The organism is Tardiphaga sp. (genome assembly GCF_041424195.1).
GTDB lineage: Bacteria > Pseudomonadota > Alphaproteobacteria > Rhizobiales > Xanthobacteraceae > Tardiphaga.
The window spans coordinates 41002-63104 of the sequence record NZ_JBGMOE010000143.1 but is presented as its reverse complement, the minus strand read 5'-3'; the positions used below and the strand labels follow the sequence as shown (position 1 = coordinate 63104).

The following is a 22103-nucleotide window of genomic DNA, read 5'->3' as shown; positions in this document are numbered from 1 at the left end:
GGCGGAACGCATCCTCGGCGCGGCTGCCGAGCACCAGCGCCAGCGTGAACGGCGCGAGCGGAATACCGATCTTCTTGAACACATAGCCGACGACGCCGAAGCCCAGCATCAGCCAGATGTCGAACATGGCATTCTGGATCGCATAGGCGCCGATGGCACAGGACACTACGATCATCGGCGCCACTGCCGCGAAGGGCACGCGCAGGATCGAGGCGAAGATCGGAACCGTCGTCAGGACGATGACGAGACCGACCACATTGCCGAGATACATCGAGGCGATCAGGCCCCAGACGAAATCCTTGTGCTCCACGAACAACAGCGGCCCGGGATTGAGGCCCCATACCATCAACCCGCCCAGCAGGATTGCCGCAGTGCCGGAGCCGGGAATGCCCAGCGCGAGCATCGGCAGCAACGCCGCGGTGCCCGACGCGTGTGCCGCGGTTTCCGGCGCGAATACGCCTTCGATGCGGCCCTTGCCGAAGCTCTCGGGATCCTTGGAGAAGCGCTTGGCGAGATTGTAGCCCATAAAGGATGCGGCGATGGCGCCGCCCGGTGTGATCCCGAGCCAGCAGCCGATCACCGAGGAGCGCAGCAGCGTCGCCCAGTATTCCGGCAGGTCCATCCAGACCCTGAGCACAGTGCGCAGGCTGATCTTGGCGGCGTGGCCGCGCAGCGCGAGGCGCTCTTCCATCGTCAGCAGGATTTCGCTGATCCCGAACAGGCCGATCACGGCGACGAGGAAGTTGATGCCGCGCAGCAGATCCGTCGAGCCGAAGGTCATGCGGAGCGTGCCGGACACTGTGTCCATGCCAATGCCGGCGATCAGCAGGCCCAGCGCCATGGAGATGACCGTCTTGTGCTTGGCCTCGCGGCCGAGGCCGACAAAGGAGCAGAAGGTCAGCAGATAGACTGCGAAGAATTCCGGCGGCCCGAATTTCAGCGCGAATGACGAGATCATCGGCGCGAGGAACGTGATGAGCAGCACGGCCACGAGCGAGCCGATGAAGGACGAGGTGAATGCCGCCGTCAGCGCTTCCGCAGCCTTGCCCTGCTGCGCCATCGGATAGCCGTCGAAGGTGGTGGCCACCGACCACGCCTCCCCGGGGATGTTGAACAGGATCGACGTGATGGCGCCGCCGAACAGCGCGCCCCAATAGATGCAGGACAGCATCACGATGGCCGATGTCGGGTCCATGGTGAAAGTCAGCGGCAACAGGATGGCGACGCCGTTGGGGCCACCGAGGCCCGGCAGCACGCCAACAAAGATGCCAAGCACGAGGCCGACGATCATCAGCGAGATGATCTTCCAGGTCATCAGCACGGCAAATCCGTGCATCAACAGTCCGAAGGCTTCCATATCAGTAGTCCTAGCGACCGAGAGCCGATTCAATCGGCCCCTTCGGCATGATGACGTCGAAGGCGACATCGAAGGTGACGAACATGATCGCGGTGAACACGAAGGCGGTGAGCAGCGACTTCCACAGCGCGATCTTGCCGACCATGCGCATGAAGCCGGCGATCAGCACGAAGCTCGCGACATAGATGCCGAGGAACTGTGTGGCCAGGCAGAACAACGCCGTCGGCACGAAGACGAGCGCCACGCGCCGCAATTGCGCGCGGGTGACGAAGGTGTCATCGCTCTTGCTGCGCGCGAGCAGCGTCGTGATCAGGCCATACAGGCTGGCGCCGCCGAGAATGACCGACAGATAGAACGGGAAGTAGCCTGGCTGAGGCCCGGTGGAATCCCAGGCGATGCCGGTGCGCCAGTTGTCGAAGCCGAGTGCGATGGCAAGTGCCAGCAGCACCAGCGAGACGATGATCTCGATGGTGCGCGTGCTGACCACCGACGGGGAATCATCCTCCGGCGCGGTCGGGTCTTCGACGATGATTTCAAGCTCGGTATTGGACATGGGGTCTCGCAAAGAATGTTTGCTAACCTCTCCCCGCTCTTTTGCGGGGAGAGGTCGAAGCCAGAGCGAAGCGATGGCTTCGGGTGAGGGCAAGGCACGAGAGTAGCGCGAATGCAGAGTTCTCGGATCGAAGAACCCCTCACCCCGCCCCTCTCCCCGCAAGAGCGGGGCGAGGGAGAAGAAGCGGCGGCGCAGCCAATATTACTTCGCCACAAATCCCGCTTCGGTCATCAGGGACTTGTTAAGCGCATCGTCCTCTTCGAGGAACTTCTGCATCTCCTGCCCCTTGAGGAAGATCGGCTTCAGCGCCTGCTTCTCCATATAGTCCTTGTATTCGGCCGTCTTGGTCACCTTCTCGAACAGGTCGACATAGAAGGCCTGCTGCTCGGGCGTTACCTTGCCGGGCAGGAACATGGCGCGCAGCATCAGATACTGCACGTCAAGACCCTCTTCCTTGCAGGTCGGGATGTCGTTCCACGACTGCGTCTCGGTGACCTTGGTCTTGTAGGAGATGCGCTCCTTGTCGAACACGCAGAGCGCGCGGACCTGGCCGGCGCGCCAGACTTCGAGATTCTCGGAGGGATTATTGACGTTGGCTTCGGTGTGATTGCCGACCAGCTGTGTCGCCGCCTCGCCGCCCGACTTGTAGGGCAGATAGGAGAACTTCGCGCCGGTCTGCTTTTCCATGAATACGGTCAGCACGTGGTCTTCACGCTTGGAGCCGGTGCCGCCCATCTTGAACGGCGAGGATGCCGCCTTGGCCGCTGCGATGAATTCCTTCACGGTCTTGGGGCCTGACGCATTGTCCCACAGCACGAACTGGTCCATCGCAACGACGGAGACCGGCGTGAGGTCGCGCCAGTTGAACGGGATCTTGGCCGACAGCGGCAGCATATAGATCAGCGAATAGGCGATCAGCACCTTGTTGGCATCGCCGTCGCTGGACTTCATGTAGATCAGCGCTTCGGCGCCGGATGCCCCGCCCTTCAGCGACACCACCACCGGCGCCTTCATCAGATTGTTCTTCTGGATTGCGGCTTGCATCATCCGCGCCATCTGGTCGGAAGCCCCACCGGCGCCCGCTGCAACCACGATTTCGACAGGCTTCGTGGGCTCCCAGGCCATGGCCGGCGACGTGGCCGATGAGAGGATGGGCGCGCTGGCGAGCACGGCTGCAAGCGCAGCTGTGGCCCTGATCGACTTGGACATTGTTTCTTCCCTGTAGACGCAAGCGGACGTTGGACGCCGCCGTTTTTGTTGGTTCTATTCTATTGTGCGGGGATTTTCGTGAGACTTCAAGCGCGCCGGGCGCTGTCCTAGGCTGACTTTGGTGAGGGCGGTGCATACTAGCTCTCTAACGGGCTATTTACAGACCTCTCCGACCTTGCTCCGGCGCAGTGACTTCTCAGGACCTTGTCCGTCTGGCGATGTCCAAGAATCGCAGGTTCGGAGCGAAATCGTAGCACATGCTGCGCCTAATCAACATAAATGGGAAGCTGCAACTTTTCCTTCCGAGACCGGCGCGGCAAAGTCCGTTGCGCAACAGCCTGCCTTAATCTTCGATTGGAAGCTTGAATGAAGATTTCACTGCGCAATGGGATCGAACGCAGGCGCTAGATAATTTCACACTGCCGAGAAACTTACCTCACCCACAAGGTGGTATTTGATGTCTCGCTGATCTGTTTCATTCAGCAAGCGCGCATTTCTGCGGTGATTCTGCAGCCGTGATTGCTCAGCTCGACCGCGTAGCGGGGGCGCGCTTTGGCGCTGGCAGGAAATTTATCCTCTAATTATACTGGATGATTTCAAGCCATGATCAAAGGACCGCCCGCCACAAGGGCTGCGATGGTCATTGAATGCACATGCTATGGGAAAGGGATCGCGGATCTGATGGGATACGATCTGTTGTCTTTACATTTCCGGTCGTGTCGGTAGCTTGCCGGCCGCCAGCTCACCAGCTCTGGATCTTCGGAGACGACATGAAAGTCGACTTGACCACCGCCACATCATGCAATTCAGCAAGGGTGATCCGATCTCCCGGCGGGGTTGTAGAGATAACGACGCCTCCCGAGAATTGGTCGTATGCAGCTCACATCGACCTGCCCGCCGACCGAACAGCCGGATGCCTAATTGCAGTGGACATCAATGTAATTGTCAGGTCCGGATGCGCAGGGATATTTCTCACTGCTAAGAAAAACGGAAGCCTTCTTAGCAGGGAAGAGATCGTTCATCCGTCGCCCAGCCCACAGAAGTTACGAGTGATCTCGTCGGACCCTGCCGCAGACGCCGTGTGTTTAAGGAGCGCAAGTCAGGGGCAATCTTCCATTGAAGTGACTAGCTGCGAATGTTGGCCGCAAAAAGCAATTGATATCAGCGCGCACATCTATGATTTTCTGCCCAATCTTTTAAGGGAGCCTGGGACAGCCACAACCGATGCCATCGCTAAAACGCTTTCTATCGAGCCAAACGAGATCGGCAGCCTTAGATGCAACGCGACGTCAATCCTAACGCCATCGCTGGACGCTATAATCGGGATTGACGAGATTGGCTCGACGATTACGGAAGAGCTGAAGCGGCAAACCGACCTACTGTCTACATATGAGCCAGCAAAGATGCGCGTGGCTGACGGTTACGGCGACGCCGCCTATTACGCGAACTACTTCCGACAAAGCACCATCCGAGTTTACCATGCCATTCAAATGTTGCGTGACCTAGGAATTAGAGGCGGGCGAGTTCTCGAAATCGGATCATTGTTTGGCACCTTTGCAACGCCACTTAATCGCCTCGGTTACGAGGTCACCGCGGTAGACCGCTATGGCTCGTACGACGACGCAATGGCTGGACACACTGCTCACATGCGCTCCGTCGGCGTCAATGTTATCGAGACGACAAGAGAGAATGAATCCGAGACAATTGGAGATCTTGGAGCATATGACGCCGTTTTATGTATGGCGGTCATCGAGCATGTCCCGCATACACCTCGTCCATTACTTGAAATGCTAGTTTCACATGTGCGACCCGGCGGGGCATTGCTGATTGATACCCCAAACGTCGCTCGCTACTGGAACAGAAAGCGACTTTCCAGCGGCTTGTCAGTACACCAAGACATCGACCTCCAATTTAACTCGCAAATTCCCTTCGAAGGACACCATCGCGAGTATACTGGGGATGAGCTGATCTGGATGCTAGAGCAAGTCGGCATAGGATCCACACGGCTCAGACGGTTCGATTATAACATTCTGCAGTTTGATGCTATTTACCCAGAACATCTCACCGCGTTGCTGGAGATGAGTGTAGACCCATCACTGGCCGACACCATCCTGTGCGGCGGCATACGCCAGAAGTGAGATAACGAGTCACGCCCTCGTCGATCAACATACATAGGCCGCGCACCGGGAGTGCATCCCGCTTTTCGAACTCACTGCAACAATTTGCTTCGAGGTCTTTCCGGTCCACATCGAAATTCATATAGGCGAATGCGCGGTTTCCATGCCAATTCAACAACTCGTTGCCCAAAGCGTGTTTGGAACTTGGTGGCCCATATCTGGGCTATAAATGACGCCAATGCGATCGTTGGGCACCTTCAAAGAATCAATCAGAGAAATCCAGACCGTCATCCGGCTCGAGGTCAAGGCTTTGGGCGTGAACTGCAGGTGATTAGCAAAATGGTCCAATGACCGTCCGCCACAGAGGCGGCTATTATGATGGCGAATTCTCAGACCTTGGGAGTTTACGCGCTGAGATTGCGAATATAATCTGTCGGCGAACTAGGGGTAATATGTTCCAGATAGCCTTACGCTTACTGCCGCCTGCGTTGCGAAGAAAAATCAGTCGCGCTCGCCAAATCTATCGACTGAAGGACAGCCACTTCGATCTTTCGAAATATCGGGCATCCCGGGTGTTCGAGGGGACACATGTTGCTGTAGCAGGTGTGTTTAGCGCGGGCAGCGGACTCGCGCGGGCCGCGGAGCTGGTAGCAAAGACACTTGAAGACCAAGGATCAATCGTATCCCGTATAGACTTGACCTCGTCTTTGGGTCTTACACCCAGCCCCAATTCCACCTCATACCTTTCCCCTGCAGACTGTTATCATCTGGATATTTCGGATGTGGTGTTCGTCGCCAATCCAGATCAAGCAGCAATTGCTACATTTGATAGGTCATGGTTGGTCGAACGCACTATCATCGGTCACTGGATTTGGGAGATCGAAACACTACCCACGTTTTGGATAAAAGCCACACGCACTTACGACGAGATTTGGGCACCTACCGATATTCTCCAGAAGTGCTTCGCGAAAAATCTTCGTAAATTCTCGGGGCCAATCAAAGTTGTTCCATACTCGATCGCATCCGAACCTTTCCCGGTCGTCGATCAGCAACATCGAGCAGCAATCCGTGCCGACCGCGGCATCTCAAATAGCTCGTTTGTTGTTGGTTATTCATTCTCGGTAGATTCCAACTACTATAGGAAAAATCCGGAGGACGCGGTGAGGGCTTTTTTCGCCGCGTTTCCTGTGCAAGGTGCCGAGCAGCTACTTCTGCGTTGCAATGATCTTAGCCACCGACCATTCGAACGAAAGATGCTCGAATCAGTAATCGGCGGAGATCCGCGAGTCCGGATATTCGATTCATCGAACAGAATAAGCATAGCTGATTTCTATTCGCTCATTGATGTATACGTCTCATCGTCTCGCTCGGAGGGCTATGGCCTTAATCTCGTAGAGGCATCTCAGTGCGGCCTGCCAGTCATTACCGGCGGTTGGAACCTCGCAGCAGAAGTTCGCGATTTGCCGGGCCTCGTCGAAGTTCCGTTTACACTCATCCCCTTGAAAGACCCCCAAGGTCACTACGCAGACCTCACGGGCGCGGTTTGGTCCGCCCCCGACGTTTCAGCTCTCGCTCAAGCCATCTGCCGTTCCAAAGAATTGCGATTTTCCGCTTAGTTAAGGAAACACAGCGACTACATACTCGGCGATCGCTGTCAGCATGACGCTCGGGGCGCTTGCCCACCGCCCGTTCCGCCATCAGATTTGAATGAGAAGGCGTGAACGTGATCAATAGAGGATTAGCGTTCCAACCTTGTGGAATACCGCACGATAGCGTTACCGAAAGTTTGTCTGCGCTTGCCCGGGGCGAGAGATTGCATCCGTCTCACTAGAGGCCAAGGTAGTAGAGAGAACCATCGGCGTCGGAAATTGCCGTTGAACGCAGACCTAAATCAACCTATCAAACGTGGATCATGGTTGCGTTGGCTTCGAGATGGCAATGACAAAAGAACAATTTTGGAAGATCCCACTTTGGCTCGGCGTGCATCAGCATGTAAACCGAATTGTTCGCGAGTCCGACAAGAACATTTGCACATCAAGCGGGGTCCAAGGCTCATATAGTCTAGTTTATAGAATTCCCCAGCCGATCAAAGCTTGTCGCTCCGATCTCATAGTGACCTTCGATGCCGACGTACTCTCGGGAATTGTTGGCTTCGGCGCCATCCAAGGTGACGGCTCGTCATTCCTAGCTGAGACTGCCTGCGAACCTGGTGCGCAACCGGCTCCGTTTACTATTCAGGCAGGTGACATAGCGAAGCTCGCTAACTTGGTTATTCGCAATCTCGCCTCCGGGGACTCGCCGTCTGAATTTGTGGTGAGATCAATCACGGTCGAGGCGACCTAGCTGACTCGCCGTACTGAGCAAAGTCGTGCCGCGCCGACATTTCGCGGCTCATTTCCCCTGCCAGTTCGGCTTGCGCTTGTTCAGGAAGGCATCCATGCCCTCGCGGAAGTCCTCGCTCATATAGGCCTTGAGCACGAGATCCTTGCCCTCCTCGCGGGTCAGGGTCGGACGCAGCCGGCGCACGGCTTCCTTGGTCACTTCGAGGGTGATCGGCGCGTGGCTGGCCACCAGTTGCGCGAGTTCCAACGCGCGCTTTTGCAGCGCCTCCACATCGGGCACGATCTCGTTGATCAGGCCGAGCGCCAGCGCCTCATCGGCCTCGATCAGACGCGCCGTGAAGATCATGTCCTTGGTGCGCGCCGGGCCGACCAACGCCATCACGCGGCTGATATTGGACATCGACAGGCAGTTGCCGAGGGTGCGCGCAATGGGGAAGCCCATGCGCGTTGCGGCGGTGCCGATGCGCAGATCGCAGCAGGCGGCGATGCCGGCGCCGCCGCCGGTGCAGGCGCCTGCGATCGCGGCGATGGTCGGTACCCGGCAGGTCTCCAGCGCGGTGAGCACACGGTCGATCCGCGCTTCGTAATCGAGCGCGTCCTGCGCCGTCTTGAATTCACGGAACTGCGAGATGTCGGTGCCGGAAGCGAAGGCCTTGTCGCCGGCGCCGGTCAGGATGATCGCCTTGATCGAGCGGTCCTCATTGGCAGCCTGGCAGATCTCGGCCATCCGCTCATACATCGAGAACAGCATCGCATTGCGCGCCTGCGGGCGATTGAACGTGATCTTCGCGATCCCGTTCTCGACGGAGTAGAGCAGGTCTTCGGTAGCGGGCGTTGGCGCGTTCATGTGATTCGTCCTCTGGTGCAGCATTCCGCTGCAACATGTTGAAAAGGCTGGAGCGATTATGCTCCAGCCTCCGGTAGATTGTTAGGCCTCAAAGACGGGAATTCGCGGGCTTAAGCAACCGCCGCCACTACGCGACGGCAGCCTTGGTCATCGGCACCACGCTCTTGCCAGTCAGCACATCCATGGCTGCGATCACACCGCCAGCGCGATGCGGGACCTTGGCGAGTTCGAGACCCATCTCGACGCCGGCCAGCGTGCCCATCAGCATAAGGTCGTTGAAGTGACCGATATGGCCGATGCGGAAGATCTTGCCCTTCCATTTATTGAGGCCGGTGCCGAGCGACATGTCGAAATTATCGAGCACCACCTTGCGGAACTTGTCGGCATCATGCCCGTCCGGCATCAACACCGCGGTCAGCGCCGGCGAGTGATCATGCGACTCGATCGAGACCGTCTCGAGGCCCCAGGCCTTGACGGCGGCGCGGGCGGCGGCGCCATGGCGCTTGTGGCGCGCAAACACATTATCGAGCCCCTCCTCCTCCAGCATCGCAACGCCTTCCTTCAGCGCGTAGAGCAGATTGGTGGCGGGCGTATAGGGCCAGGAGCCGAGCTTGTTGGCGGCGATGATCTCGGCCCAGTCCCAATAGGACCGGAACGAGCTGTTGGCCTTGGAGGCCGCCAGGGCCTTGTCGGACACGGCATTGAAGCCGAGGCCCGGCGGCAGCATCAGGCCCTTCTGCGAACCGGCGACGGACACGTCGATGCCCCATGCGTCATGTTCGTATTCGAGCGAGCCGAGGCCGGAGACGGTGTCGACCATCAGCAGCGCCGGGTGCTTCACGCGGTCCATGATCTTGCGGACATCCTGCGGATGGGTCACGCAACCGGTCGAGGTCTCGTTATGCACGATCATCACGGCCTTGATGGCGTGCGACTTGTCGGCGGCGAGACGCTTCTCGATTTCCGGGAGGTCGGCGCCGTGGCGCCAGTCGCCCGGGACAAAATCGATGTCGAGCTTGAATTTCTCGGCAAGGCTCCGCCACAGCGTGGCGAACTGGCCGGTCTCGGCCATCAGCACCTTGTCGCCCGGCGACAGCGTGTTGACGATGGCGGCTTCCCAGGCGCCGGTGCCGGAGGACGGATAGATCATCACCGGCTGCTTGGTCCGGAACACACGCTGCATCGCAGCAATGACGTGGAGGCCAAGCTCGGCGAATTCGGGACCGCGATGGTCCAGCGTGGGCATATCCATCGCCCGCAGCACCCGGTCGGGTACGTTGGTCGGGCCAGGAATCTGCAGGAAATGCCTTCCGGTATGCACGGTCATGTCTCGTCCTTCCCAGGGAGTCCATTTTTTATTGAAGCGCCCGGATAGCACCTTTCAGAGGACTTGTCGCGCGTCTGGTATACCAGAGCGCCGAAGAAAAGCGTGGGGCAGCCATGAGGATTTCTTATCCCTCCGGTATCCCGTCCTCACCACCGCTGGCGCAGCACCTCCGGGTTGCCAAGCCGGAATCCGGATGCAAGACAGGACGATAGAGGGACGAGGCAGGAATCCATGGCGAAGGCGGCAATCATTCGGAGCACGGCCGCAGACAGCGCGCTGGCGGCAAAGCTCGCGCGCGAAGTCTCCGGCGATGTGTTCTTCGACCCATTCAACCGCGGCCGTTATGCCACCGATGCCTCATTCTACCAGATCGTCCCGTTCGGCGTGGTCGTCCCTCGCACCATCGACGAGGCCTTGCGCGCCATGGCGATCTGCCGCGACGACGGCCGCATCGTCACGCCGCGCGGCGGCGGCACCTCGCAATGCGGACAGACCGTCAATGACGGCATCGTCATCGACCTCTCCAAACATCTCAACAAGCTCATCTCGCTTGATGTCGAGAATCGCACCTGTATCGTCGAACCCGGGATCGTGCTCGATGATCTCAACCGCCAACTGAAGAAGCACGGCCTCTGGTTTCCGGTCGATGTGTCGACCGCTTCACGCGCGACCATCGGCGGCATGGCCGGCAACAATTCCTGCGGCGGCCGCTCGCTGCGCTACGGCACCATGCGCGACAACACGATCGCGATGGATGCCGCGCTGGCCGATGGCAACCTGCTGCATTTCGGCGAAGTGAATTCAGGGGACGATGCGCCTGCCCTGTTTCGCGACATGCTGGCACTCGGCGAGCGTGAAGCCGCCGAGATCGCCGCGCGCTTCCCGCAGGTGCAGCGCCGCGTCGGCGGTTACAATCTCGATGCACTCGTCCCGCGCAACACGGCCAACAATCTCGCGCATCTCCTCGTGGGCTCCGAAGGCACCCTCGCCTTCACGACACAGGTCGAACTCAAGCTGTGGCCGCTGATCGGCAACAAGGCGCTCGGTGTCTGTCATTTCGGCAGTTTCTACGAAGCGATGGATGCGACCCAGCATCTGGTCAAGCTCAAGCCCATTGCCGTCGAACTGGTCGACCGCACCATGATCGCACTCGGCCGCGACATCGCGATGTTCCAGCCGATCATCAAGAGTGCTGTGCGCGGCGATCCGGATGCACTCCTGATCGTCGAATTCGCGGAAGAGGATCAGGCCGCCAACGCCGCCAAGCTGAAAGAGCTGGGCGCATTGATGGGCGATCTCGGCTTTGGCTGGAATAATCCGCCGCGCAAATGGGGCGGCGTGGTCGACGTCATCGAGCCCGCGCTTCAGGCTGGCATCGCCGAATTTCGCGCGGCCGGCCTCAACGTCATGATGTCGATGAAGCAGGACGGCAAACCGGTCTCCTTCATCGAGGACTGCGCGGTGCCGCTGCCGCATCTCGCTGATTACACCGAACGCCTCTCCGCGATCTTCAGGAAGCACGACACCACCGGCACCATGTATGCGCACGCCTCCGAAGGCTGCCTGCATGTGCGCCCCGTGCTGAACCTGAAGCTCGACAAGGACGTCAAGGCGATGCGCGCCATTGCCGAGGAAACCTTCGCGATCGTGCGCGAATACAAGGGCTCGCATTCCGGCGAGCATGGCGACGGTCTCATACGCTCCGAATTCCACGCCGAGATGTTCGGCCAGCGGATCATCGAAGATTTCGCCGAGGTGAAGAGGCGCTTCGATCCCGGCAATGTTTTGAATCCCGGCAAGATCGTCGATCCGCCCAAGATGGATGATCGTTCGCTGTTTCGTTACGCGTCGGACTATCGCGTCGGCGAATTGAAGACCGCGCTCGACTGGTCCGCATGGCCCGGCGCCGGCGGCGGTTTTCAGGGCGCCATCGAGATGTGCAACAACAATGGCACATGCCGGAAGTTAGAGGGCGGCGTGATGTGCCCGTCCTATCGCGCGACACGCAACGAAAAGGACGTCACCCGTGGCCGCGCCAACACGCTACGGCTGGCGATCTCCGGCCAGCTCGGCCCCGATGCGCTGACGTCGGATGCCATGGCCGACACGATGAAACTCTGCGTGTCGTGCAAGGCCTGCCGCCATGAATGCCCGACCGGCGTCGATATGGCGAAGATGAAGATCGAGGTGCTGGCCGCCCGTGCTGCGAAGCATGGCCTTACGCTGCGTGATCGACTCGTCGGCTACCTGCCGCGCTATGCCGCCCTGGCCGCCCGCGCCGCGCCCCTCGCGAATCTCCGCAACAAGAGCCCACTGCTGCGCAAGCTGCTGGAGCGTTATGCGGGCATCAGCGCCAGACGCAGCCTGCCGGAATGGCGCAGCGATGTGTTTCATCGTGATACAGACGCCGTCGGCCCGGCCGACGGCCGCGAGGTCGTGCTGTTTGCCGACACGTTCAACCGCGCCTATGAGCGCGAGAACCTCGACGACGCGCTGCGCGTTCTCATCGCCGGTGGCTATCGCGTGCATCTGCCGAAGCCGATGGATCGCAGCAACCGTGCCTTGTGCTGCGGCCGTACATTCCTTTCTGCGGGGCTCGTCGATCAGGCGCGCGCCGAACTGGATCGTCTGGTCGCAACCTATGCGCCTTTCGCAGCGCGCGGCGTGCCGATTGTCGGACTTGAGCCGAGCTGCCTGCTGACGCTGCGTGATGAATTGCTGTCGCTGCGATCGGACGACAGCGCCAAAACCGTCAGCGCGCACGCGATGCTTTTCGAGGAATTCCTGGTGCGCGAGGCCGAGGCTGGCCGACTGCAACTGCCGCTGAAACCGATCGCGCCGAAGGCGATGGTGCATGGGCACTGTCACCAGAAGTCGTTCGGCGCTTTCAAGCCGGTCGAACAGGCCTTGCGGCTGATCCCGGATCTGAAGGTCGAGACTATCGAGTCGAGCTGCTGCGGCATGGCTGGCGCTTTTGGCTACGGCGCCGATACCTATGACGTCTCGATCCAGATGGCCGAGGCGTCATTGCTGCCCGCCGTGCGCAAGGCCGAATCCGATACACTGATCGTCGCCGACGGCACCTCCTGCCGCCACCAGATCGCTGACGGCTCCGCGCGCCATGCGCTGCATGTCGCCCGCGTGCTGGCCATGAGCCTCGACGGCGCCGCAACAAACGTCCATTCTTCCACGCTCAACTAGGAAACAACCGATATGGCCGACCTCACCCTCGACACAGCCCGCAAGATCATCGATGGCGCCCTCGCCAAGGTGATCGAGATGAAGCTCAAGCCGATGGTCATCACGGTGCTCGACGCTCGCGGCTGCGTAAAGGCCACCATCGCGCAGGATGGCACCAGCCTGATGCGCGGCGAAGTCGCACACGGCAAGGCCTATGGCGCATTGGCCATGGGGCTCGGCTCGCGGGCACTGTTCAAGCGTGCCGAAGAGCAGCCGTTCTTCATCGATGCCGTGAATACCATGGCCCGCGGCGCGCTGATCCCGGTGCCGGGCGGCGTTCTCATTCATGACGCATCGGGCAGCCTGCTCGGCGCCATCGGGATCTCCGGCGATACATCGGACAATGACGAGATCGCAGCCGTCGCCGGCATCGAGGCGGCCGGCCTCAAGGCCTCGACCGGCTAGAACCGCATTGACCCGACCACTGCATCTCCCGATCGACGACAGCGCGCTACGCCCGCTGATCGACCGTATCGGGGATGCGCATGTGAAGGCGCGGCTGGAGATCGAGACCCATCACGATCACCAGCTGTTCGGCCAGGGTCGCCTGTTCTTCAATCTGGAGAACTGGCTCACCGCGCCGCCGATCGTTCGCACCGCGCTGAAGTTCACCGGCCTCTATGGCCGCGCCCGCCGCGAGGCCGACCGCGTGTTGGTGCGTGAGAATATCGTCGCCTCGCCGCGCCTGCCCGCCGCATTCGATGGCTTCACGATCCTGCATATCAGCGATCTTCACGTCGATCTCAGCGAAAACGCGCTCCGCCACCTGATCTCCTTCGTCGGCGATCTCCAATATGACATCTGTGTGCTGACCGGCGACTATCGCGGCAAGACCTACGGTCCGTATCAGCGCGCCACCGAAGGTGTCGGCGAATTGCGTGCAAAGCTGCGCGACCCCGTCTATGGCGTTCTCGGCAATCACGACAGCATCCGTATGACGCCGGCGCTGGAAGCCATGGGCATCCGCATGATGTTCAATGAATGCGACACGATTACCCGCGGCGATGCGCGCATCTATCTCGCCGGTGTCGACGATCCGCATTTCTATCTCGCCGACGACATCCCGAAGGCCGCGTCGCAAATTCCGAAGGATGCCTTCTCGATCCTGCTGTCGCACACGCCGGAGACCTATGCCGAGGCGGCCAAGCACAATTTCGACCTCATGCTGAGCGGCCATACCCATGGCGGCCAGCTCTGCCTGCCCGGCGGCTACGCCATCAAGCTGGAGGCCGTGCTGCCCCGCCATATGGGCAACGGTGCGTGGTGCCATGAGGGAATGGCCGGCTACACCTCCGCCGGCGTCGGCACCAGCCTGCTGCCGGTGCGGCTCAACTGCCCACCGGAAGTGACGTTGCATCGGCTGACGCGCGCTGGCTAATCCATATATATAATTCGCTAACTAAGGCGACTATCGCCACGAACTGCCGTTTATTAAGCTGACAGAGCTAGTCTCGGTGCAGCCCGACGGCTTCCAGGCAGGACAATTCCGATATGACGGTGATGATTACAGGCGGCGCCGGCTTTGTAGGTTCGCATATCTGCGTGGAGCTGATCCACGCCGGTCGCAAGGTCGTGGTCTATGACAATTTCTGTAACAGCCACCCCGAAGTCATCAATCGGATCCGGCGGATCACCGGTACGGCGCCGGAGGTCGTCAGAGGCGACGTGCGCGACGTCGAAGCGCTGATATCGGCACTGTCAGCGCATGGCTGCAGCGCGGTCATTCATCTCGCCGGACTGAAGTCCGTTGCGGATTCCGTCAGCAAGTCGACCGAGTATTACGATTGCAACGTGGTCGGAACCCTGAGGCTGGCACAGGCCATGCAGCAGACCGGCGTGCGCAATATCGTGTTCTCGTCGTCGGCGACGGTCTACGGTGAGCCAGATATGTTGCCCTTGCGGGAGGACCACAAGCTCGCACCGTTCAGCCCCTATGGCCGCACCAAAATGCAGGCCGAGGAATTGCTGAGCGACATTGCGCAATCCCAAAGCCCGTTGAATGTCGTGATTCTGCGCTATTTCAATCCGGTCGGCAGTCACGAAAGCGGGCTGATCGGAGAAGACCCCAATGGCATTCCGAATAATCTGATGCCTTACATCTCGCGCGTCGCTATTGGACGCCTGCCCGTGCTGAATGTCTATGGCAACGATTACCCGACACCGGACGGCACCGGCATACGCGACTATGTCCATGTGGCCGATCTGGCAGCCGGGCACGTAGCGGCCCTTGACTGTGCCGACAAGCAGCGGGTCCTTAAGGTCAATCTCGGAACCGGACGAGGCACCAGTGTGCTGGAGTTGGTTGACGCCTATGCGGGCGCGTGCGGCAAGACGATCCCTATCACTTTTGCACCGAGACGCGCCGGTGATATCGCCAGTTACTATGCAAGCGCAGAGCTTGCCGCAAATGTTCTCGGATGGCACGCAAAGCGCGGCATTGCGGAGATGTGTCGCGACGCCTGGAACTGGCAGCGGAAAAATCCCAATGGCTATCTCGACCAGTGAGCATGATCACGCAAAAATCGAAGGCCATGTCTGCCTGGACGCATGCGGATCCGTATCGGACTGCAGCGATCGTCGTTTTTGCATTGCTGACGGCGGCCTCGCTTCTTCCCACAGTACTGACACCGATTCCGGCGATGGTCGATTATCCCAATCACCTGGCCCGCATGTATCTTCTGGCTGAGAATGGGAAGCCCGGCGCCAACCCGTATTACGAAGTGCATTGGGCGCTCTATCCCAATCTCGGGATGGATTTGCTCATCCCACAGATGGCACGATGGGTCGGTGTCGAAAACGCGACCCGGCTGTTTCTGCTCTGCAGCCAGTTGTTGATTATCGGCGGCGCGCTGACGCTCGAACGGGTCGCGAAGGGTCGCACCCAGATGGGCGGCTTCGCCGCGCTGCTGTTCCTCTACTGCCTGCCCTTCAGCTGGGGGTTCCTGAATTTTGAATTCGGTCTCGGCGTCTCGCTTTGGGGCGTCGCAGCCTATCTGACGGTCATCGAGCGTTCGTTGTTCACGCGCTTCGTTGTCAACGCCATCTTCGTCGGCGCGCTGTTCGCGGTGCATTTCTTTTCGCTGGGCATCTACGGCGCAGCTATCGGTTTTTACGAGCTGTGGCGCGCTCACCGGCAGAAGGCGTCGTATCACGTCACCGCACTGCGCCTGATGCTTCTCGCAGTGCCCGTCGCTCTTCTGCTGGTGGTGATGCGCGCCACCGCCGGCTCTGTTGGCAGCGAGGGCACGGAATGGCTGTTTCAGTACAAGCCGATCTGGCTGTTTCGGATCATGAACGGCTATAATTTGACGGTGTCCGCCGCGTGCGTTCTTGTCCTGCTGGTGTCGTTGTATCTGGCGCTCAAGCGCGATGTCCTGACGATCGAACCGGTCGGCATCTGGCTCGCCGCCGGTTTCGCGCTGCTGTATTTGGTCATTCCTTCGAAGCTTCTCGGGACGTCATTTGCCGACCTCCGGATTATACCCGCCGCGGCGATGATCGTTGCGGCATTTTGCTCATTCTCGTTACCAAGCCGACGATGGGTGGCTGCCGCGCTGCTCCTGGTCACCGGCGTTATCCTCGCCAATCTTGCGACCGTGTTTGCCGTCTGGCTCTCTTACCGTGCGGACTATACAACTCTGATCGAGTCGTTTCATCGGATTGACCGCGGCGCGCGGGTACTCACGGGAACGAGCGGCGATGGCGAAGACCCGCCGTTCAGAGACCTCACGCAATATCCGATGGCCTATGCTCCGACCCTGGCCGTGCATTATGCGAACGCATTCGTCCCCAACCTGTTCACCGAGGTCGGAAAGCAGCCAATTCGCCCCATCGCCGGCATGCAGCGCCTTGCCATTCCATATGGCGGGCCGGTCCCCATACGTTTGCTTAGCGCAGTTGCGGCCGGCCGCACCGCGACAGACTTTCCTCCGTTCATCCAGACCTGGCACCGCGATTTCGACTATCTCTATGTGCTCGGTCCCGCTTCGGCGAACCCGCTGCCCGACAGACTGCAGGAGGTGGACAGGTCCGCACGTTTTGTCCTCTACAAAATACACCGGCAGCCATAGCCGAGCGGACCACAAGGTAATCCCGCTTGCGGTGGCGCGGCCCTATGAAGGCGGCTCAAAGGCGCCTGATTTCAAGGCTCTTTGCAAGGCCGCCTTAACCATCAGGGCTTAGGATCCCGCCATTCAGCAGGGCGGAACCCCAAAATGACGATTGATGGCGGACGGATCATCTACAGCATCGTCGTGCCGGTCTATAATGAAGAGGCCGTGCTGCCCGTGTTGATCCGCCGGCTCGGATTGCTGCTTGATCGCCTCGGCGGCCCCGCAGAGGCCATCTTCGTGGACGACGGCAGCAGTGACGCCAGCCCCATCGTGCTGCAGGCGCTGGCCAAGGATGACCCGCGGTTCCGTTATATCGGCCTGTCCCGCAATTTCGGCCATCAGGTGGCCATCACCGCCGGCATGGACGCCGCGCAAGGCGACGCCATCGTCGTCATGGACGCGGATCTGCAGGACCCGCCCGAAGTGGTCGAACAACTGATCGCCAAATGGCGCGAAGGCAATGATGTGGTCTATGCACGCCGCCTGTCTCGCGCCAGCGAAAGCGCGTTCAAGCGCGCCACCGCCCATGTGTTCTATCGCGTGCTTGGCCGTATGACCTCGGTTCGTATCCCGGCAGACGTCGGCGACTTCCGCCTGATCGATCGCAAGGTGCTGGACGCGCTGCGCCAGATGCCGGAGCGCGATCGCTTCGTGCGCGGCATGATCGCCTGGCTCGGCTTCCGCCAGGCCGAGGTCAGCTTCCATCGCCTCGAACGCGCCGCCGGCGAAACCAAATATCCGCTGTTCAAGATGGCTCGCCTCGCGATGTCGGCCGCGCTCGGCTTTTCCGACGCGCCGCTGCGGCTGGCGATCTGGTGCGGTCTCGTTGTGTCGGGCCTGGCACTCCTCTACGGCGGCAGGGTGCTGGTGCTGTGGTTGACCAACGACCCTCACCTGGTCGCGGGCTGGTCGTCGATCATCGTCATTGTGTCGCTGCTCTGTGGATTGAACATGCTGATGACCGGCATCGTCGGTCTCTATGTCGGACGCATTCATGCAGAAGCGAAGCATCGCCCGCTTTATGTGGTCCAGAACCGCGTCGGTTTCGAACGCGATCAGAACGAAGCCTCTTACCGCACTTCACGCAGTGCCTGATTGAGCGGATTGTCATGAGCCAGCTTTTCGACAGTTACCGCAGCAACTATCGCGACGTCGTTCAATCCTCGATCGACTTCTCCGGCCTGCCGCACAGCTTTTTCATGCGCGCCAAGGCCGATCTGCTGCGTGACCTGATCGCAGCGCGACCGCAATCGAAAAAGCCTGACATGCTTGACGCCGGCTGCGGCGTCGGCAGCTTCCATCCGCTGCTGCGCGGAATGGTTGGCCAGCTCAGCGGCATCGACGTATCCTCCGCCAGCATCGCGCAGGCGCAGGTCGACAACCCTGACGTCGATTACCGGGCTTTCGACGGCATCCATTTTCCGTTCGCAGATGCCAGTTTCGATCTGGTCACCACGATCTGCGTCATGCATCACGTCCCGCCTGCGGAATGGGCGGGTTTCATGAGCGAGATGCGTCGCGTGGTGCGGCCGGGCGGCGTGGTCTGCGTCATCGAGCACAATCCGTTGAATCCGCTGACGCGTCTTGCCGTTGCACGCTGCGAGTTCGACCGCGACGCCGTGTTGCTCGGCGCCGGCAGGACCCAAAAGCTCATGGCGAGCGCCGGTTTCCGCCAGATCGCTTCGCAGCATTTCCTGCTGCTGCCCTGGGAAGCGACAGTCGCGCGGCGCGTCGAAAGCGCCTTGGGCGGCCTGCCGCTCGGCGCGCAATACGCGACCTTTGGTACCGCCTGAGCTACTTCGCTGCCGCGCTCTGACGCTTGTGGACCACCGCGACGTCATCGCCATAGACACGTTTCCAGTCCGGCAGCCGATCAAGCAACGCCACCGCCGGCGTGTCCGGCTCCAGCAGCGTGGCGTCGATTTTATAGTCGTCGAGCAGTTTCAGAAAATCATTCAGGTCAGCCAGCGAGAGGCCGCTGTTGTAGCGATGGAGAAAGCGACCGCCATAGAGCTCGCCGCGACCATCGATGAAGGTGGGAATGCCTGCGAAGATCAGATAGCCGCCGAACGAATAGTCGTTGAGGATACGGTGCCCCGCCGTCAGGCCGGCACCGGCCAGCGCCGCCTGCGGCGTGTTTCGGGAAGCAGGCCGAACGTCGCGCGCGGTCGCGACCGCGGTCGCCAGGATCATGACGCCGACAGCCGCGGCCTGCAGGCTCCAGCCTGAGTGAGCCTCGCCCTCCTCGGCCTTTGCTTGAAACTGCCGTGCGATCGGCGCGGCCAGATAGAGCGGCGCCAGCATGGCAAGCAGATCGACATTGCGCACCTGCGCCAGGGCAAAATGCAACAACCCGATGACGACCAGGGCACGCACCACGGGAAGCGTCACGCCGCGCGACAGAGCAAAGATTCCCGCGAGCAAAAGGATTTCGAAAGTGCCGACGCGGCTGAAATTCTGCGACCGCCATTCGCCGATCCAGTTGAGCGCATCGCCAAGACCGAGAGTCGTCAGCGGCATCAGCAGCGTGCCGGGCCCGTAAGGGGTCAGACAGGATGCGATAACAGCAAGAGCCGCAAAGGCGAGCCAGTGGAGCAGCTCGCGAGGCTGCTCGCGCAGCTTGTTTCGTATGAGGACTTCAACGATTGCGGGTCCGATCAATCCCAAAGCCAGGATCACGCTGCCATGGAGATTGGCCCAAAGGACCAGCAGGGGTAACGCCCAATAAGGCGGGCGTGCGCGCGCATCCATGGCGCGAACGAGCGCCGTTGCCCAGGCCATCATGACCGGCAGTGCCAATACATGCGGCCGCGCCAACAGGTGCGGAGCCAGAAGGACGACCACCGCTGCGACGATGAACAGTACCGGCTTCGGTGAAAATTCCCGCAGCAGAAACTGCGTCAGCAGCCCGACGGCAAGCGCGATCGCTGCGGCAGCGAGCGCCACGACGCCATGCCAGCCGGCAAGCGTGTAGATCGCCCCGTAAATGACCTCGGAAAGCCATTCGAAGGCAAGCCAGTGGCCGCCATGCATGGAGAAGGAGAACGAGTCCGTCGATGGGATGACGCCATTGGCCAGGATCCAGCGTCCGATGGCGATATGGGAGTAGCTGTCCGGATCGTTCAGGAGCCGCGGCCCGAGCGCCAGCAGCATGACATAGACGCACGCGCTCACCAGCAACGGCATCGCTGCCCGCACCGGGAACTGTTTGGTTGCGCTGCTGATTGCCTGGTCGCTCACGGGCTGCGAGGGTACAGCGACACTGTTAATTCCACTTTAAGGCTGACGATACGGCCAGCTTGCATGGACGATGACATGGTCTGCTGCAGAGGCAGGCAATCCTCCGCCGGGAAGCCCGCGCTTACCTCCCCGGCCAGACCGGCTTGCGCTTTTCGCCGAATGCCTTGAGGCCTTCCTTCGCATCCTCGGTCATCGACAGGATCGCGATCTGACTTTCGGTATAGGCAATGCTCTCGTCGAACGACATTGCGGCAATAGCGCGCATCGCATACTTCCCGCGGCGGATCGCCGTCGGCGACTTGTCGGTGATACGCGAAATCAACCAGTCGATCTTGGTATCGAGTTCGGCCGCCGGCACGACGTGATTCAGCAGGCCCGCACCAAGCGCGGTCTGCGCGTCGAACGGCTCACCGGTGATGCACCATTCGTTGACCAGCCGGCGCGGCGCGATCGATTGCAGCAGCGCCAGCACCTGCATCGGAAACACGCCGACCTTCACCTCTGGCAGGCCGAAGATCGCGTTGTCCGCAGCCACCGCCATGTCGGTCATGCACAACAGGCCCATGCCACCGGCCATGCAGACGCCATTGACGCGCGCAATCGCAGGCTTGGTCGCGCTCTGCGACAGCCGCATCAGATCCGCGAGATCGCCATTCGGCTTGGAGAAATCCATCGAGAAGGCCGCGCCGGCATTTGCCAGATCGGCCCCGGCACAGAACGCCTTTTCGCCCGCACCGGTCAGCACGATGACCCGCACATCCGAGTCCTCGTGCGCCGTGCGATAGCCATGGGTGATGCCGGCGATGACATCGGCATTCATGGCATTGCGTTTCTCGGGGCGGTTGATGGTGATCCAAAGTGCGGCGTCTTTCTTCTCCAGGATCACGCTGTCATTGGCCATCGGAGTTGCTCGCTCAATTGAATGTGATGTCGTTGGTATAGCCGTTTAGAAGCGGCGCGCCAAACCCAGCGCGTCGCCCGCGCGGTTTTCCGACTCCATCGCACGCAGATAGCCCTCGCGCCGTTGCAATCGTGCCCAGTAGGCCGTGACATTCGGCCCGAATTGCGATGCAAGCCCGAGACGATTGGCGAGCAGCAGTGCATAGCCGACGGAAATATCCGCGGCGGTGAAACGGTCGGCGCAGACATAGTCGTTGCCGGTGGTGATGGTCTCGATCATGCGCAACCGGCCCAGAAAGAACTTCGAGTAATCCTCGACCACTTGCGGATGACGGCGCTCCTCCGGCTCAAGCTTCGAATACCGCAGCACCAGCGCCTGCGGGAAGGTCAGCGTTGCCTCGCCGAAATGCAACCAATTCAGGAACGCGCCGAAATCCGGTTCATCGACGCCAACGGCCAACGGCGTCGGGCCATATTTGGTCACGAGATATTGCGCGATCGCCGCTGATTCCGTCATCCGCGTCTCGCCATCGAGCATCAGCGGAATGGTGCCGAGCGGATTGATGCCGAGATATTCCTTGGCAAAGACACGCGGCGGGAATGGCAACATCTTCAGCTCATAGGGCAGTCCAAGCTCCTCGAGCGTCCACAGCGGGCGGAACGAGCGCGCGCGGGCGCAATGGTAGAGCGTGATCATCGGGCGAGACCTCCGGGCAGGCACGGACTATCGCCGTGCTGCCGGCCAATGAGACGCAGCCACGAGGCTTCGTCAAGTCTTGCCGCCGCCATATGGCCTCGGCGAACCGGTTTCGCCCTCTCCGATCGACGATCCCCGTCATCACGCGCACGTCACCGAGGC

18 protein-coding genes are annotated in these 22103 nt (G+C 60.5%); 10 read left to right on the top strand and 8 right to left on the bottom strand.

The features are described from left to right. From ACEK02_RS19145 to ACEK02_RS19135, 3 genes are all read right to left on the bottom strand, one after another. Positions 1 to 1357, bottom strand: a 1357-nt coding sequence (locus ACEK02_RS19145) for a tripartite tricarboxylate transporter permease (protein WP_371423156.1), incomplete at its 3' end; no start/stop codon positions are given. A 10-nt stretch (positions 1358 to 1367) separates the two neighbouring features. Further along, positions 1368 to 1910, bottom strand: coding sequence for a tripartite tricarboxylate transporter TctB family protein (locus ACEK02_RS19140; RefSeq protein ID WP_371423155.1), 543 nt, complete (start codon positions 1908 to 1910; stop codon positions 1368 to 1370). A gap of 201 nt (positions 1911 to 2111) precedes the next feature. Further along, positions 2112 to 3119, bottom strand: a complete 1008-nt coding sequence (locus ACEK02_RS19135; protein WP_371423154.1) for a Bug family tripartite tricarboxylate transporter substrate binding protein — start codon at positions 3117 to 3119, stop codon at positions 2112 to 2114. A gap of 770 nt (positions 3120 to 3889) precedes the next feature. Between ACEK02_RS19135 and ACEK02_RS19130 the strand changes: the two genes are divergently transcribed. From ACEK02_RS19130 to ACEK02_RS19120, 3 genes are all read left to right on the top strand, one after another. Beyond that, entirely contained in the window at positions 3890 to 5257 is a 1368-nt protein-coding gene (locus ACEK02_RS19130) for a class I SAM-dependent methyltransferase (protein WP_371423153.1), read from the top strand. A gap of 431 nt (positions 5258 to 5688) precedes the next feature. Continuing rightward, on the top strand, positions 5689 to 6852 hold the full coding sequence (locus ACEK02_RS19125) for a glycosyltransferase (protein WP_371423152.1): 1164 nt from the start codon (positions 5689 to 5691) through the stop codon (positions 6850 to 6852). Positions 6853 to 7174: 322 nt separating this feature from the next. Further along, positions 7175 to 7579 carry a hypothetical protein gene (locus ACEK02_RS19120; protein ID WP_371423151.1) on the top strand — a complete coding sequence of 135 codons (405 nt, stop codon included), beginning with the start codon at positions 7175 to 7177 and terminating at the stop codon, positions 7577 to 7579. A gap of 48 nt (positions 7580 to 7627) precedes the next feature. Here the strand turns inward: ACEK02_RS19120 and ACEK02_RS19115 are convergent, their stop codons facing one another. Both ACEK02_RS19115 and ACEK02_RS19110 read right to left on the bottom strand, forming a co-directional pair. Next, entirely contained in the window at positions 7628 to 8425 is a 798-nt protein-coding gene (locus ACEK02_RS19115) for an enoyl-CoA hydratase/isomerase family protein (protein ID WP_371423150.1), read from the bottom strand. Positions 8426 to 8552: 127 nt separating this feature from the next. After that, positions 8553 to 9752: an alanine--glyoxylate aminotransferase family protein gene (locus ACEK02_RS19110; protein ID WP_371423149.1), complete on the bottom strand. Its 1200-nt coding sequence runs from the start codon at positions 9750 to 9752 to the stop codon at positions 8553 to 8555. 231 nt (positions 9753 to 9983) lie between these two features. On the opposite strand from ACEK02_RS19110, the gene ACEK02_RS19105 reads away from it, so the two are divergent. From ACEK02_RS19105 to ACEK02_RS19075, 7 genes are all read left to right on the top strand, one after another. Further along, positions 9984 to 12953, top strand: a complete 2970-nt coding sequence (locus tag ACEK02_RS19105; protein WP_371423148.1) for an FAD-binding and (Fe-S)-binding domain-containing protein — start codon at positions 9984 to 9986, stop codon at positions 12951 to 12953. 12 nt (positions 12954 to 12965) lie between these two features. Beyond that, positions 12966 to 13397: a heme-binding protein gene (locus ACEK02_RS19100; protein WP_309946411.1), complete on the top strand. Its 432-nt coding sequence runs from the start codon at positions 12966 to 12968 to the stop codon at positions 13395 to 13397. A 7-nt stretch (positions 13398 to 13404) separates the two neighbouring features. Further along, on the top strand, positions 13405 to 14370 hold the full coding sequence (locus ACEK02_RS19095; protein WP_371423147.1) for a metallophosphoesterase: 966 nt from the start codon (positions 13405 to 13407) through the stop codon (positions 14368 to 14370). Positions 14371 to 14483: 113 nt separating this feature from the next. Continuing rightward, on the top strand, positions 14484 to 15497 hold the full coding sequence (gene galE, locus ACEK02_RS19090; RefSeq protein WP_371423146.1) for a UDP-glucose 4-epimerase GalE: 1014 nt from the start codon (positions 14484 to 14486) through the stop codon (positions 15495 to 15497). A 2-nt stretch (positions 15498 to 15499) separates the two neighbouring features. After that, the gene (locus tag ACEK02_RS19085; RefSeq protein ID WP_371423145.1) at positions 15500 to 17062 is read left to right on the top strand and encodes a hypothetical protein; all 1563 of its coding nucleotides are present in this window, start codon (positions 15500 to 15502) and stop codon (positions 17060 to 17062) included. A gap of 144 nt (positions 17063 to 17206) precedes the next feature. Beyond that, positions 17207 to 18199, top strand: coding sequence for a glycosyltransferase family 2 protein (locus ACEK02_RS19080; protein ID WP_371423144.1), 993 nt, complete (start codon positions 17207 to 17209; stop codon positions 18197 to 18199). 14 nt (positions 18200 to 18213) lie between these two features. Then, a complete protein-coding gene (locus ACEK02_RS19075; RefSeq protein ID WP_371423143.1) occupies positions 18214 to 18897 on the top strand; it encodes a class I SAM-dependent methyltransferase in 684 nt (227 codons plus the stop codon). A 1-nt stretch (position 18898) separates the two neighbouring features. Here ACEK02_RS19075 and ACEK02_RS19070 read toward each other — a convergent pair whose 3' ends face one another. The 3 genes from ACEK02_RS19070 to ACEK02_RS19060 all read right to left on the bottom strand — a co-directional run bounded on the left by ACEK02_RS19070 (position 18899) and on the right by ACEK02_RS19060 (position 21941). Continuing rightward, positions 18899 to 20344: a hypothetical protein gene (locus tag ACEK02_RS19070; RefSeq protein WP_371423142.1), complete on the bottom strand. Its 1446-nt coding sequence runs from the start codon at positions 20342 to 20344 to the stop codon at positions 18899 to 18901. 121 nt (positions 20345 to 20465) lie between these two features. Further along, positions 20466 to 21245: an enoyl-CoA hydratase/isomerase family protein gene (locus ACEK02_RS19065; protein ID WP_371423141.1), complete on the bottom strand. Its 780-nt coding sequence runs from the start codon at positions 21243 to 21245 to the stop codon at positions 20466 to 20468. A gap of 45 nt (positions 21246 to 21290) precedes the next feature. Then, positions 21291 to 21941, bottom strand: a complete 651-nt coding sequence (locus ACEK02_RS19060) for a glutathione S-transferase family protein (RefSeq protein WP_371423140.1) — start codon at positions 21939 to 21941, stop codon at positions 21291 to 21293. Positions 21942 to 22103 lie beyond the last annotated feature (162 nt).